This window comes from Comamonas kerstersii, assembly GCF_002056725.1.
Taxonomy (GTDB): Bacteria; Pseudomonadota; Gammaproteobacteria; order Burkholderiales; family Burkholderiaceae_C; genus Comamonas; species Comamonas kerstersii.
Genome location: NZ_CP020121.1, coordinates 88,599 through 102,505 on the forward strand (window position 1 = coordinate 88,599; position 13,907 = coordinate 102,505).

The 13,907-nt window shown below is 60.9% G+C and carries 10 protein-coding genes and 1 tRNA gene; 5 read left to right on the plus strand and 6 right to left on the minus strand.

Annotation, left to right across the window (positions count from 1 at the left end):
* The first annotated feature begins 40 nt into the window (after window positions 1-40).
* The gene (locus tag B5M06_RS00405; protein WP_420809990.1) at window positions 41-1,111 is read left to right on the plus strand and encodes a linear amide C-N hydrolase; all 1,071 of its coding nucleotides are present in this window, start codon (window positions 41-43) and stop codon (window positions 1,109-1,111) included.
* A gap of 168 nt (window positions 1,112-1,279) precedes the next feature.
* Here B5M06_RS00405 and B5M06_RS00410 read toward each other — a convergent pair.
* The 3 genes from B5M06_RS00410 to B5M06_RS00420 all read right to left on the minus strand — a co-directional run bounded on the left by B5M06_RS00410 (window position 1,280) and on the right by B5M06_RS00420 (window position 4,663).
* Window positions 1,280-1,356, minus strand: a tRNA-Val gene (locus tag B5M06_RS00410).
* Window positions 1,357-1,416: 60 nt separating this feature from the next.
* Window positions 1,417-3,678 (minus strand): RelA/SpoT family protein, encoded by a 2,262-nt coding sequence (locus B5M06_RS00415; RefSeq protein ID WP_054066267.1) that lies wholly within the window; start codon window positions 3,676-3,678, stop codon window positions 1,417-1,419.
* Window positions 3,679-3,745: 67 nt separating this feature from the next.
* Window positions 3,746-4,663 carry an alpha/beta fold hydrolase gene (locus B5M06_RS00420; RefSeq protein ID WP_054066266.1) on the minus strand — a complete coding sequence of 306 codons (918 nt, stop codon included), beginning with the start codon at window positions 4,661-4,663 and terminating at the stop codon, window positions 3,746-3,748.
* 73 nt (window positions 4,664-4,736) lie between these two features.
* On the opposite strand from B5M06_RS00420, the gene B5M06_RS00425 reads away from it, so the two are divergent.
* The gene (locus B5M06_RS00425) at window positions 4,737-5,519 is read left to right on the plus strand and encodes a 3-hydroxybutyrate dehydrogenase (RefSeq protein WP_054066265.1); all 783 of its coding nucleotides are present in this window, start codon (window positions 4,737-4,739) and stop codon (window positions 5,517-5,519) included.
* A 109-nt stretch (window positions 5,520-5,628) separates the two neighbouring features.
* On the opposite strand, the gene B5M06_RS00430 is transcribed toward B5M06_RS00425, so the two are convergent.
* Complete coding sequence (locus B5M06_RS00430; RefSeq protein ID WP_240183971.1) at window positions 5,629-6,387, minus strand: SIMPL domain-containing protein; 759 nt, start codon at window positions 6,385-6,387, stop codon at window positions 5,629-5,631.
* 207 nt (window positions 6,388-6,594) lie between these two features.
* Here B5M06_RS00430 and ompR point away from each other — a divergent pair, with 207 nt between their 5' ends.
* Both ompR and B5M06_RS00440 read left to right on the plus strand, forming a co-directional pair.
* Window positions 6,595-7,326 carry an osmolarity response regulator transcription factor OmpR gene (ompR, locus tag B5M06_RS00435; protein ID WP_054066264.1) on the plus strand — a complete coding sequence of 244 codons (732 nt, stop codon included), beginning with the start codon at window positions 6,595-6,597 and terminating at the stop codon, window positions 7,324-7,326.
* Window positions 7,327-7,390: 64 nt separating this feature from the next.
* On the plus strand, window positions 7,391-8,857 hold the full coding sequence (locus tag B5M06_RS00440; protein WP_054066263.1) for a sensor histidine kinase: 1,467 nt from the start codon (window positions 7,391-7,393) through the stop codon (window positions 8,855-8,857).
* Window positions 8,858-8,966: 109 nt separating this feature from the next.
* Here the strand turns inward: B5M06_RS00440 and ispF are convergent, their stop codons facing one another.
* Together ispF and ispD are read right to left on the minus strand one after the other, a co-directional pair.
* Entirely contained in the window at window positions 8,967-9,446 is a 480-nt protein-coding gene (ispF, locus tag B5M06_RS00445) for a 2-C-methyl-D-erythritol 2,4-cyclodiphosphate synthase (protein WP_054066262.1), read from the minus strand.
* 45 nt (window positions 9,447-9,491) lie between these two features.
* Window positions 9,492-10,268: a 2-C-methyl-D-erythritol 4-phosphate cytidylyltransferase gene (gene ispD, locus B5M06_RS00450; RefSeq protein WP_054066261.1), complete on the minus strand. Its 777-nt coding sequence runs from the start codon at window positions 10,266-10,268 to the stop codon at window positions 9,492-9,494.
* A gap of 103 nt (window positions 10,269-10,371) precedes the next feature.
* Between ispD and mfd the strand changes: the two genes are divergently transcribed.
* The gene (gene mfd / locus B5M06_RS00455) at window positions 10,372-13,848 is read left to right on the plus strand and encodes a transcription-repair coupling factor (protein ID WP_054066275.1); all 3,477 of its coding nucleotides are present in this window, start codon (window positions 10,372-10,374) and stop codon (window positions 13,846-13,848) included.
* Window positions 13,849-13,907: the final 59 nt, after the last annotated feature.

A 13,907-nucleotide genomic window follows, 5' to 3' on the forward strand; every position in this document is an offset into this window, starting at 1 on the left:
GCACTCTCATCCCATCAATGACCAAAGCCGCGCCATGAAAATGCCAACCATCCGCCCACAGCTTGCTGCCTGTCTTCTTGGCATTGCATGCACCGCAGCCGCTTCCAGCGCCTGGGCCTGTACCCGCCTTGTCTACCACGGTGTCAACGGGCACATCGTCACAGCCCGCTCCATGGACTGGAAGACTGACATTGTGAGCAACCTCTGGGTACTGCCTCGCGGCATGCAGCGCAATGGGCAGACAGGTGCCAACTCGCTGCAGTGGACCTCCAGATATGGCAGTGTCATCACCTCTGGCTACGACATTGCCACCACCGATGGCGTCAATGAAGCCGGACTGAACGCCAACTTGCTGTGGCTGGTGGAGTCTCAATACCCCGCATTCGATGCCAGTAACAAACCTGGCCTGACGATTGCAGCCTGGGCGCAGTATGTGCTGGACAACTTTGCCACGGTGCGGGAAGCAGTCGATGCACTGGCCAAAGAACCTTTCACCATCGTCACCGACAATATCCCCGGTGAAAGTCGGCTGACCACCTTGCACCTGTCCATGTCCGACTCCAGCGGGGACAGCGCCATCATTGAATACATCGATGGCAAGCAGGTCATACACCACAGCCGTGACTATCAGGTGATGACCAACTCTCCCACCTTTGATCAGCAGCTGGCCGTCAACAAGTACTGGCAGGCGGTAGGTGGCACCACGTTCTTACCCGGCACCAACCGCGCCGCTGACCGCTTTGCACGCGCCTCTTTCTATGTGAATGCAGTGCCTAAAAGCGAAGATCCCAATCTGGCGCTGGCCAGCGTGCTGAGCGTGATCCGCAATGTCTCCGTGCCCTACGGCCTGACCACGCCGGAAGAGCCCAACATCTCGTCTACACGCTGGCGTACCGTGTTTGACCACCAGCGCAAGCTGTATTTCTTTGACTCCGCCCTCACCCCGAACACCTTCTGGGTAGACCTCAAGTCCCTGGACTTCAGCGAAAAAACCGGCAAGGTCATGAAACTGGACCTGGGCCACAACCAGAGCCACACCTACGCTGGCAATGCAACGCCACAGTTCCAGGCAACGGCGCCGTTTCAATTTCTGGGGATTGAGAGTCACTAAAAGACTGGCTGGCCGCTCAGGGCATGCGGCCAGCCCATGCGCAAATGCCCGTGCTGTTCCGCAGAACAGGCACTGCTTGCAGGTGTGAAGTTCTGAGACGGACAAAAAAATGCCACACTTTGCAGTGTGGCACTTCTTTTTTCAGGCTTGGTTAATGCCTGCGTTGTTTGGTAGGCGCGATTGGATTCGAACCAACGACCCCCACCATGTCAAGGTGGTGCTCTAACCAACTGAGCTACGCGCCTGAATCATCAGAAGACGCAATTGTAGCACCGTTTTCTGACGCTTCAGAAAAAGTACAAAAATTAGCGCCTGCGCGCTGCACGCACACCGGGAACGGTGGCCACAATGCCCAGCACCTTGTTCAGGCGACCGGAATCCGAGACCTCCACCGTGAATGTCATCCACGCCGTGCCCTTGACGGACTGGGTCTGCACACCAATGACATTGGTCTTTTCCTTGGCAAACACATCCGAGATATCGCGCAGCAAGCCCTGGCGGTCGGCGGCTTCCACCGATACGTCGACCGGGTAGACAGCGGTGAGCTTTTCACTCTTGGGGCTGTCCCAGGCCACATCAATCACACGCTCTTCATTGCGCGCTGCCATTTCGCGGAAGTTGCTGCAATCGCTGCGGTGCACGCTCACGCCTTTGCCGCGCGTCACAAAGCCCCGGATATCGTCAGGCGGTGCAGGCTTGCAGCATTTGGCCAGCTGCGTCATGAGCGAATCCACCCCGACCACCAGCACGCTGCCCTTGTGCGCAGGATTGTTGGCGCGAGGCTTGCGCACCATAGCCTGAATGCTTTCCTCGGGCTGCTCAGGCTCGGCCGGGCGCAGCACGGCTTCGATATTGCGCAGCGAGTATTCGTCCTTGCCCACCACTTCAAACAGCGCATCGGCCGACTTGAAGCCCAGCTGCGTGGCCAGGTCTTCCAGCTTGATGGCCGTCTTGCCTTCACGCTGCAGCAGTTTTTCTACCGACTCGCGGCCACGCGTGATGGTTTCGTGTGTGGCCTGGGCATTGAACCAGGCGCGTACCTTGGCCTTGGCGCGGTTGCTGACCAGGTAGCCCAGCTCGGGGTTGAGCCAGTCGCGTGAGGGGCGCTCTTCCTTGACCGTGGTGATTTCCACGGTCTGACCACTTTGCAGCACGGTATTGAGCGGCACCATATTGCCATCCACGCGTGCACCACGGCAGCGGTGGCCAAGGTTGGTGTGCACGGAATAGGCAAAGTCCACGGGCGTTGCGCCCTGTGGCAGCTCGATCACCGCCGCATCCGGCGTGAGTACATAGATGCGGTCGTCAAACAGGCTGCGGTGCGAAGGCGTCTCCGACAAGTCCTTGCCCCAGGCCAGCAGCTGGCGCAGCACGGCAATCTTGGCATCGTATTCACCCGTGGCGCTGACACCTGCATAGCCTTTGGTGCCTGCTTCCTTGTATGCCCAGTGTGCCGCCACCCCGTTTTCTGCATGGTCGTGCATGGCCTGGGTACGGATCTGGATTTCAATCGCCCGCCCCTGCGGGTCACGCACCACCGTGTGCAACGACTGGTAGCCATTGGGCTTGGGCTTGGCGATGTAGTCGTCAAACTCCGACTCAATGGGCTGAAAATGTTCATGCACCCAGGAAAGTGCCGTATAGCAATCCTTGACCGTAGGCACGACCACACGCAGGGCGCGAATATCAAACAGCTGGTCGAAGTTCAGCGACTTGCCACGCATCTTCTTGATGATGCTGTAGATGTGCTTGGGTCTGCCAGACACCGTGGCCTTGATGCCATAGGCAGACAGATCGGCTTCCAGCCGCATGCGCAGCTGCTCCATGTAGACCTCACGCTCGGCGCGCTTTTCGTCGAGCAGCTTGGCAATGTCGCGGTAAGTGTCTGGCTCCAGAAAGCGGAAGGACAGGTCTTCCAGCTCCCATTTGATCTGCCAGATCCCCAGACGGTTGGCCAGCGGCGCAAACACATGCAGCGCCTCATAGGCCATGCTGGGCGAAACTGGCCGCTTGCTGGCGGCATACCAGCGCAGCGTCTGCAGGCGCGAAGCCAGGCGCAGCAGCACCACACGCACATCACGCGAAAAGCCCAGCAGCATCTTGCGCACGGTTTCGGTCTGCGTGGCGGGGTCATCCACGCGCAGGCTGCTGTCACCGGCGCGCGCCTGCTGCTGAAAGTGCATGAGCTTGGTGGTTTCCACCGCCAGCTGCGCAAAGTTGGCACCAAAGGCCTTGGTCAGTACCTCCAGAGGCTTGTTCAGGTGCATGCTGGCATAGACCAGATAGCAGGCGGCCTGCATGGCTTCCGAGCCACCAATGCCTTTGACAATGGCCGCCGTGGCGTCTGCGTGGGCCAGCGTGTTCTCGCCCGATGCCAGCTCTTCCCCAACCAGCAACGGCTCGGCAAACGCACGGGCGCGGCGCAGCGCGTCTACCTGGTCAGGAATGGCTCCGGCCGTTGCAGCCAGCAGATGAGGCAGCTCACCACTGATGGCAGAGGGCTGAAGTGTCGCTGGTACGGCTCCGTCTTCTCCAGTTGTTGGGGGCAATGATGTCACGCTGCGCATGTCAGTCCTCCGTCCATTCGAGACGTAAGCGCCTGCAGCTTACGCAACCATTGTTTTTGCTCTTTTTTCATTCATCACCCAACAAGAAATTCCGTGCGATGACCACCTGGTCATTCGCCACAAAGGTGGGGGCATGACCCACGCCTTCAAGTTCCACACATTGTGCAAGAGGTCCACGCTGCTGCATGTCCCGTGCTGTTTCAGATGTCAGCAAGTCTGACTGTGCACCACGAACAAGCAAAGTCTGTGCCTTGATACGGTCATACAGGCACCACCATAGTGCCTGGCCCTGCTCAGAGGCCTGCTGTGCGAGCTGCTGAAACGGTACTGCAATGGCGGGGTCGTAGTGCAGCGTCCAGCGCCCATCCTCCCTCTGGCGCAGCATGGGGCGCGACAGCGCCAGCCAGTCTGCATCCGTGTGCGGTCCAAAGCCTGCGGAAATCGTACGCAGCGCATCTGCACCCTGCTGCAGGCTGTCAAAGCTCCCCGTCTTGCCTACATAGCAGGCAATGCGCTGCAAGGCAGGCCAGGCCAGCACAGGGCCTACATCATTGAGCAGCAGACGCCGCACTGGCACAGGCAGGGGTAGCTCTGGACTGCCTGCGATCACCATGCCAATCAACCCTCCCATGCTGGTGCCCACCCAGTCCAGCCGCAGCATCGGAGCCTGGGCATGCAGCTGCGTAAGCAAGGCCAGCATATCCTGCGCATATTGCGCCATGCCGTACTGCATGGGACCCGCCAGCCAGTCACTTTTGCCGCGCCCTGCCACATCCGGGCAGATCACGCGGGCATGCTGACTCAGACTGCGCGCCAGCACATCAAAGTCGCGGCCCTGGCGTGTCAGACCGTGCACACACATGATCACATGCGGATGCGCGGGATTTTCGGTCTGGTTCCACTCCCAGTACGCCATTTCATGGCTGCCGCCGCCTTGCGCTGCCGCGCCAGGGCAGGTTACGTATTTCAGCGTAGGTTCAATCATGGGTAGGCGATTTCCGGTGGTGCCATGAAAATGGATACATCCATCCTAATTCATATTCAGCGGAGGCTTTCATATGCTCAAAGGCAAAACTGCTTTGGTCACAGGTTCCACCAGCGGCATCGGCCTGGGGATTGCCCGGTCGCTGGCAGCCCAGGGCGCCAGCATTCTTCTCAACGGTTTTGGAGACAGCGAGGCAGCCATTGCAGAAGTCAAGGCAGCAGGAGCCGCGCACGGCATTGCCGTGGACTACCACGGAGCAGACATGAGCAAGCCTGCCGAGATTGAAGCCATGATGACCTTTGGTGCCGAGCGCTTCGGGCGCATCGACATTGTTGTGAACAACGCAGGCATCCAGCACGTCGCCGCCGTGGAAGATTTCCCCCCCGAGAAGTGGGATGCCATTTTGGCCATCAACCTCTCCAGCGCCTTTCACACCACACGCCTGGCCCTGCCTGCCATGCGAGCAGCCAACTGGGGGCGCATCATCAATATCGCCTCCGTCCATGGTCTGGTTGCCTCTGCCCAGAAATCTGCCTACGTCGCTGCCAAGCACGGCCTGGTCGGCCTGACCAAGGTGACTGCACTGGAGACCGCCACCACCGGCATTACCTGCAATGCCATCTGCCCCGGCTGGGTGCTGACGCCGCTGGTGCAAAAACAGGTCGAGGCCAAGGCAGCTGCCAGCGGCATCAGCATAGAAGCCGCGACCGAACAGCTGCTGGGTGAAAAAGAACCCTCCATGCGCTTCACAACGCCCGAGGAGCTGGGTGCACTGGCCGTGTTCTTCTGCTCAGAAGCAGCCGCCAATGTGCGCGGCGCAGCATGGAATATGGATGGCGGCTGGGCCGCGCAGTAAGGCCCTCACCTCACGCCCAACCTGCATCCATGACAGAAAGCCTCTGAAGCAATTCAGAGGCTTTTTGGCTTCCAGCGCCCGTGCAGCAAGCGCTGACAGCTATGTTTTTTTAATGCAACTGGATGGAGCCAGACACCTGTACCGTCACCTGTTCCTTGCCTGCCTCTACAGGCACGGGAGAGGCCATGTCGGCTTTCTCCGCCACGGCCATGACCAGGCCAGCACGCTGCATGCGGGGGGCGTAGAAGCCGTCCTGCGTGTTCACATTGACCTCACGCAGGGTGTAGCCTGAAAACCCAAACTGCTTGGCCAAAAAACTCGCGCGCTGCTTGAACTGGCCAATAGCATCGGCCTGTGCCTGCTCCAGCACCTTCTGGCGACCTCCTCTGGAAAGTCCGAAACCCATGCTGGAGACCGCCATGTCCTGCACCTGTGCCGCAGCTTGGCTGATGCGGGCAAAGTCTCTGCCCTCCAGCACCACCTCGGCGCGACCCTGCCAGCCCTTGATCTTGCCCTGATCATCCTGGCGTGGGTACACGCCGAAGCTGCCGCTGTGTACCTGCATGTCCTGACCCTGCGCCTGAGGCTGCAGGCTGCGCAGCGCCGCCTCCACCACCTGCTTGAGCTGCTGCTGCACAACCGCAGCACTGCTGCCTTCACGCACAGCAGACAGCTGCATCTGCAGCCAGTCCTGATCCACTTCCACACTGCCCGATGCCGACAGCTGCACCACATTGCGCAATGGCTCTGCCTGCTGGGCATGGGCTGCAGTACCTGCGCCCGCTGCAGCGGCCATCGTGATCACTCCGGTCATCAGCACACGGCGTGGCTGGCGCAAAAAACTTGCGGACATTCGACCCAAAGACATAGAGGAACTCCTTTTCATGGAAGCAGGCACTCAAACGCCTGCAAACACCGCTAAAGCATGACAGACAAAGGCTTTTTTTCCGCGAAATCTGTTTTCGTCTTTTCGAAAGACATGTAACACTGTGTCAAACAATGACAAAAAGCGGAATTTTTTGCGCCAAGCTGGTCAGAATTAGCTCTGTTACAAATTGGACAAGGGGGAATATCCATGCCCACAACCACAAACCGTACCGACAAGATCCTCGTCGTTGATGATGATGCACGCATCCGTGATCTGCTGCGCCGCTATCTGACGCAGGAAGGCTTTGAGGTCATGATTGCAGAAGACGGGAAGGCGCTCAACCGCATTTTGTTGCGCGAGACCGTGGACCTCATCGTGCTGGATTTGATGATGCCCGGTGAAGACGGCCTGTCCATCTGCCGCCGTCTGCGTTCCGCCAACGACCGCACGCCCATCATCATGCTCACAGCCAAGGGCGAAGATGTGGACCGCATCGTGGGTCTGGAAGTCGGCGCTGACGACTACCTGGGCAAGCCATTCAACCCACGCGAACTGCTGGCGCGCATTCACGCCGTGCTGCGCCGCCGCCCCCCGGTGGAAGCGCCAGGCGCACCCTCGGGCGACAACGAAGTGGTCAGCTTTGGCCCCTTCACTTTCGACCTGGGCACCCGCGTGCTGCAGAAGAACGGCGAAGAGCTGCCACTGACGACAGGCGAATTCGCCATGCTCAAGGCACTGGTGCGCCACCCCCGCCAGCCACTGTCGCGCGAAAAACTGGCTATGCTGGCCCGTGGCCGTGAGTTTGAGCCCTTCGACCGCAGCCTGGACGTACAGGTTTCGCGCCTGCGCAAGCTGATCGAGGAAGACGCTGCCGCTCCACGCTACATCCAGACTGTCTGGGGTGTAGGCTACGTGTTCGTTCCAGACGGCACCAACTAAACTTTCTGGTTTGTTCTCTCCCAAGGCGCCTCGTGCGCCCTCTGCCCTCTTCTCCCGTCTCTTTATGTTTGCTGAAAGCACTCCAGCCAGTGAAAGCAGTGACGCACCGGAAAAGTCCAGCAAACACGCTCGTGTGGGCCTGAACCTTTTCTGGCGCACTTTTTTCCTTCTCGCACTGCTGCTGCTGGGCAGCATCCTGGCCTGGCTGCAGACCCTGCGCGCCCTGGAGTTTGACCCGCGCACGCTGCAGACGGCACAGCAGATTGCCTCTCTGGTGAGTCTGAGCCGCGCAGCGCTACAGCACTCGGATGCCATCGCCCGCGTCTCCTTGATCAAGACCATGGCAGACCAGGAAGGCGTGCTTATTCGCCCCCGTGAGCCTTCCGACAGTTTTGAAGAGCTGCCGCCCACGCAACTGAACCTGCGCCTGGATGAGCTGCTGACCTCACGCCTGGGCGAAGACACCATTCTGGCGCGCAGCGTCAATGGCGAACCTGGCCTGTGGGTGAGCTTTACCATCGACAACGACCCCAACTGGTTGTTGCTCGATCAATCACGCTTTACCACCGCCAGCAGCCGCACCTGGCTGATCTGGCTGAGCACGGCGGGCATTCTGTCGCTGGCAGGCGCAGCCGTGATTGCCCGACTGATCAACCGTCCCCTCAAGCAGCTGAGCTATGCCGCCAACCGCGTGCGTGATGGCGACTTTGCGGCCAGCCACCTCGACGAAGAGGCGGTGACCAGTGAGATTCGCGAGGTCAACATCGGCTTTAACCGCATGGCGCAAAAACTGGCGCAGCTGGAGCAAGAACGCGCCGTGATGCTGGCCGGCATCTCGCACGACCTGCGCACCCCGCTGGCACGCCTGCGCCTGGAAACGGAAATGAGCGTGCATGACGATATTGCCCGCCAGCACATGGTGGCCGACATCGTGCAACTGGATGCGACCATCGACAAATTCCTGGACTACGCACGGCCTGACTTTGTCTCGCTCACCGTGGTGAACCTGCATGCTGTGGTGTCGTCCTGCGTCTATGCCGTGCAGAACCACCGCGAGCTGCAGATCAGCATGTCGATTCCGGATGACATCTATGTCATGGCGGACGAGATCGAACTGGCCCGCGTGATCTCCAACCTGCTGGAAAACGCCCGCCGCTACGGCAAGACCGTGGACACCGAAACCACCTATGTGGACATCACGCTCAAGACCCGTGAAAACTGGGTGCTGATGCGCATCCGCGACCACGGCCCCGGTGTGCCGCCCGACCAGCTGGCACGGCTGACCCAGCCTTTCTTCCGTGGTGACTCTGCACGCACGGCGGCAGCGGGTGCTGGTCTGGGCCTGTCCATCGTGGACCGCACCGTGCAGCGCATGGGCGGCATCTTCACCATCACCAATGCCAACGGCGGCGGTATTGCAGCCAACATCCAGCTGCAGCGTGTGACCGATGTGCCCACCGGCCAGGACCCGAAGCACCGCCTGCAGCGCCCCCAGGTCAAGCGCCACCTGCCGCCTGATAACACCATCTGAGCCAGGCTCACCCAACAAAAAGCCCTGCATGCCATCTGGCACACAGGACTTTTTTATGCATCAAAAGTGCCTCCAGGGAAGATACAGCAAACGCTGACAGCTATATTTTTCAGGGCTTGTAGATCAGCGCCACGGCATTGGCTTCCATGGCCTGCAGCTCACCGACCGGACCCATCTTCTCCGCCGTCTTGGCCTTGACGTTGACCTGCTCCACACTGATCCCCAATGCATCAGCAATGCGCTGCTGCATGGCGGGAATGTGTGGTGCCAGCTTGGGCTTCTGGGCAATCACGGTGCTGTCGATATTGCCAAACTCCCAGCCTTTTTCACGCACGCGGCGCGCGGCTTCCTGCAGCAGCACGAACGAGTCTACCCCCTTGAACTCCACGGCCGTGTCCGGAAAGTGGCGGCCAATATCCCCCATTCCGGCCGCACCGAGGATGGCATCTGTGATGGCGTGCAGCAGCACGTCAGCATCGGAGTGACCGAGCAGCCCCTTGTCGTGGGGAATCTCTACACCACCAATGATGAGCTTGCGCCCCTCCACCAGAGCATGTACGTCCCAGCCTTCGCCAATACGAAAATTCATAGCTATTTGCGCAGTACCCTTGCGGGTTTGCGGCCAATTTGATTATTAATTCGAAACAACCTGCTCCGCCACCTGCCTGCGCTGCTGCAGCACGGCTTCGGCCAGGGCAAAGTCATCGGGATAGGTCACTTTAAAGTTCTGCGCACCGCCAGGTACCAGCTTGGGCCGCAGGCCCATGGCTTCCATGGCACTGGCCTCATCCGTCGCTACAGCCCCCATGCGCTGCAGCGCCTGCAGCAGCACGCCAATGCGGAACATCTGCGGCGTCTGTGCCAGCCATTTGTCGCTGCGGTCTACGGTGGCTGCCACACGTGCGCTGCCGTCTTCCACCATGGCAGCTTTGAGCGTATCAGGCAGCTTGTGTGCCAGCAGGCCGCCTACGCTGTCGCTCTGGCAGGCATCGATCAGCTGGTTAATCTGCTCCGAGGTGACCAGGCAACGCGCTGCATCGTGTACCAGCACCCAGTCCTCTTCTGCGGCACCACGCTCCAGCAGCACCTTGAGGCCACCCATGACGGTGTCGGCCCGGGTTGCGCCACCGCACGGCACATGAAACCAGGATGGACTGGCATAGCTGTCCAGAAACTGGTCGCGCGGAGCCACCGCCACCAGCGTTGCCGCCAGACGCTGCACACCAGCGAACGCCGCCAGCGTATGCAGCACCAGAGGCTGCCCTGCAACGGGGTGGTACTGTTTGGGCAGATCGGGCGTGGGCGCACCCGCAGGAATGGCGCGTGCACCGACACCGGCACACGGAATCAGGCCCCAGAAACGCCCCTGCGCGGACCATGGCACATTGGCGGCGGCTAGCAAGTCAGTCATGCGCCGCATTCTAAAATCGACGGCTTCGCCCCAGCGGCAGCTGGTCACATTCCCGCGCTTTTTGCAGGCTCTGCGCCTGTCGCACTCAGAAACTTCTGCGCCCATGGACTTGCCCAAACTCTCGCCCGGTAAACGTTTTGCCCTGCCCATGCCCGTTGGCAGTGCCGATGCACTGCTGCTGGCACGTCTTGCCGAACGCGAAAAAAGCGCTGGCCGCCTGACGGTCATCGTCACTGCTGATGCCAGCGATGCGCAGCGCCTGATCGACGAAATGGCCTTCTTCGCGCCCGAGCTGCGCACGGCCCTGTTCCCTGACTGGGAAACCCTGCCCTACGACACTTTCTCTCCACACCAGGATCTGATCAGTGAGCGCCTGGCTACGCTGTGGCGCATTCGCCAGCGTGACCATGAAAGCGGTGCCGACGTGGTGCTGGTGCCTGCGACCACGGCGCTGTACCGACTGGCCCCTCCGTCTTTTCTGGCGGGCTACACCTTTGAGTTCAAGCAAGGCCAGAAGCTGGACGAAGCCAAGCTCAAGGCCCAGCTGACGCTGGCGGGCTACCAGCATGTCTCGCAAGTGGTCAGCCACGGCGAATATGCCGTGCGCGGTGGGCTGATTGACCTCTTCCCCATGGGGTCGCCCGTGCCCTACCGTGTGGATCTGTTCGATGACGAGATCGACACCATCCGCACCTTTGACCCGGACACCCAGCGCAGCCAGGACACCGTGCCCCAGGTACGCCTGCTGCCCGGGCGCGAATTCCCCATGGATGAGGATGCCCGCGCCAAATTCCGCCACCGCTGGCGCGAACTGCTGGAAGGCGACCCCACACGCAGCCGCATCTACAAGGACATGGGTGCGGGCGTTGCCACGGCCGGTATTGAGTACTACCTGCCGCTGTTCTTTGACGACACCGCCACGGTGTTCGACTACCTGGGCGAGGATGCCACCCTGGTGCTGCATGGCGAGCTGGAGCCTGCCTTCCAGCGCTTCTGGCAGGACACCAAGGAACGCTATCGCCTGGTGCAGGGCGACCCGGAGCGCCCTGCACTGCCACCCGAAACCCTGTTTCTGAACGCCGAGCAGTTCTACGCCTGCGCCAAGCCCTACCCACAGCTGGCCCTGCGCCCCAAGGTAGACGATGTGCCAGACAGCGCCTGGTTCCAGACCCTGCCTGACCTGTCCGTGGTACGCGGTGCGGAAGACCCGCTGCAGCGCCTGCAGGCCCATGTGCGCAGCGCAGGCCGCCGTGTGCTGGTGCTGGCTGAAAGCGATGGTCGCCGTGAAAGCCTGCTGGACTTTCTGCGCTCTTCGCACCTGAACCCGCCTGCATTTGACTCGCTGGCGGAATTTCAGGGTGAAGACAGCGAACCCCTGGGCATTGCCACCTCCAACCTGATGCGCGGCTTTGCGTGGGTGGAAACGGGCATTGACTTTGTTACCGAGACCGAGCTGTTTGCCTCTACCTCCGGCAGCACACGCCGGCGCAAGAAGCAGGAACAGGTCAGCGATGTGGACGCGCTGATCAAGGACTTGTCCGAGCTGAAAGTCGGCGACCCGGTCGTACACAGCCAGCATGGCATCGGCCGCTACCACGGCCTGGTGAACATGGATGTGGGCCAGAAGAACGAAGACGGCACGCCTGCGCTGCAGGAGTTTCTGCACCTGGAATACGCCAAGAATGCCGTGCTCTATGTGCCCGTCAGCCAGTTGCACCACATCAGCCGCTACACCGGCGTCACCCCCGAATCTGCGCCCTTGCACAACCTGGGCAGCAACCAGTGGGAAAAAGCCAAGCGCAAGGCTGCCGAGCAGGTGCGCGATGCAGCCGCCGAGCTGCTCAACATCTACGCCCGCCGCGCTGCGCGTGAAGGCCATGCCTTCCGTCTGAATGTGCAGGACTACGAGCAGTTCGCCCAGGACTTTGGCTTTGAAGAAACGGCTGACCAGAAGGCGGCCATCCATGCCGTGATTCACGACATGCTCAGCCCCCAGCCCATGGACCGTCTGGTCTGCGGCGATGTAGGCTTTGGCAAGACCGAGGTCGCCCTGCGCGCCGCCTTTGTGGCTGCCATGGGCGGCAAGCAGGTGGCTTTCCTTGCCCCCACCACCCTGCTGGCCGAGCAGCACTACCAGACGCTGGTGGACCGCTTTTCCAAGTGGCCCATCCGGGTGGCCGAAGTCTCGCGTTTTCGCACCACCAAGGAGGTCAATGCCGCACTCCAGGGGCTGGGTGAAGGCTCGGTGGACATTGTGGTTGGCACGCACAAGCTGCTGTCCAGCTCCGTGAAGTTCAAGGATCTGGGCCTGCTCATCATTGACGAGGAACACCGGTTTGGCGTGCGCCACAAGGAGGCCATGAAGGCCATGCGTGCCGAGGTGGATGTGCTCACGCTCACAGCCACCCCCATTCCGCGCACCATGGGCATGGCGCTGGAAGGCCTGCGCGATCTGTCCGTGATTGCCACCGCACCGCAGCGCCGCCTGGCCATCAAGACCTTTGTGCGCAGCGAAAGCCAGGGCGTCATCCGCGAAGCCGTGCTGCGTGAGTTCAAGCGTGGCGGCCAGGTCTACTTTCTGCACAACGAGGTGGAGACCATCGAAAACCGCCGCCAGGCGCTGGAAGCCATCCTGCCCGAGGCACGCATTGCCGTGGCCCACGGCCAGATGCCCGAGCGCGAGCTGGAGCGCGTCATGCGTGACTTTGTGGCCCAGCGCTACAACGTGCTGCTGTGCTCCACCATCATCGAAACCGGTATTGACGTACCCACGGCCAACACCATCGTCATCAGCCGTGCCGACAAGTTCGGTCTGGCCCAGCTGCACCAGCTGCGTGGCCGCGTGGGCCGCAGCCACCACCAGGCCTATGCCTACCTGATGGTGCCGGACGTAGAAGGCCTGACCAAGCAGGCCCAGCAGCGCCTGGAAGCCATCCAGCAGATGGAAGAGCTGGGCAGTGGCTTTTACCTGGCCATGCATGACCTGGAAATTCGCGGCGCGGGTGAAGTGCTGGGCGAAAACCAGAGTGGCAACATGATGGAAATCGGCTTTCAGCTCTACAACGAAATGCTGGCCGAAGCCGTGCGCAGCCTCAAGAACGGCAAGGAGCCTGATCTGCTCTCGCCCATGGCAGCCACCACGGAAATCAATCTGCATGCGCCAGCCCTGCTGCCCAACGACTACTGTGGCGATGTGCAGCTGCGCCTGTCGTTCTACAAAAAGCTGGCCACCGCCAAGACCACAGACCAGATTGACCACCTGCTCGAAGAAATCGTGGACCGCTTTGGCAAGCTGCCCCCACAGGCGCAGACCCTGATCGACACCCACCGCCTGCGTGTGCTGTCTGAGCCCTATGGCGTTGCCAAGGTGGATGCAGCGCCAGGGGTGATCAACATCACCTTCAAGCCCAATCCGCCGATTGACCCGATGCAGATCATCAGCCTGATTCAGAAGAACAAGCACATCAAACTGGCAGGCAATGACAAGCTGCGCATTGAGCGCGAGCTGCCCGACCCCAAGGCCCGCGCCCAGATGGTGCGCGATGTGCTGCGCAGCCTGGGCACACCGCTGAAGGCTTGATGCAAGACATGCACCACCTGTGGCCACAGGTGGTGCAAACCGCTGCGGCGCGCGCACAA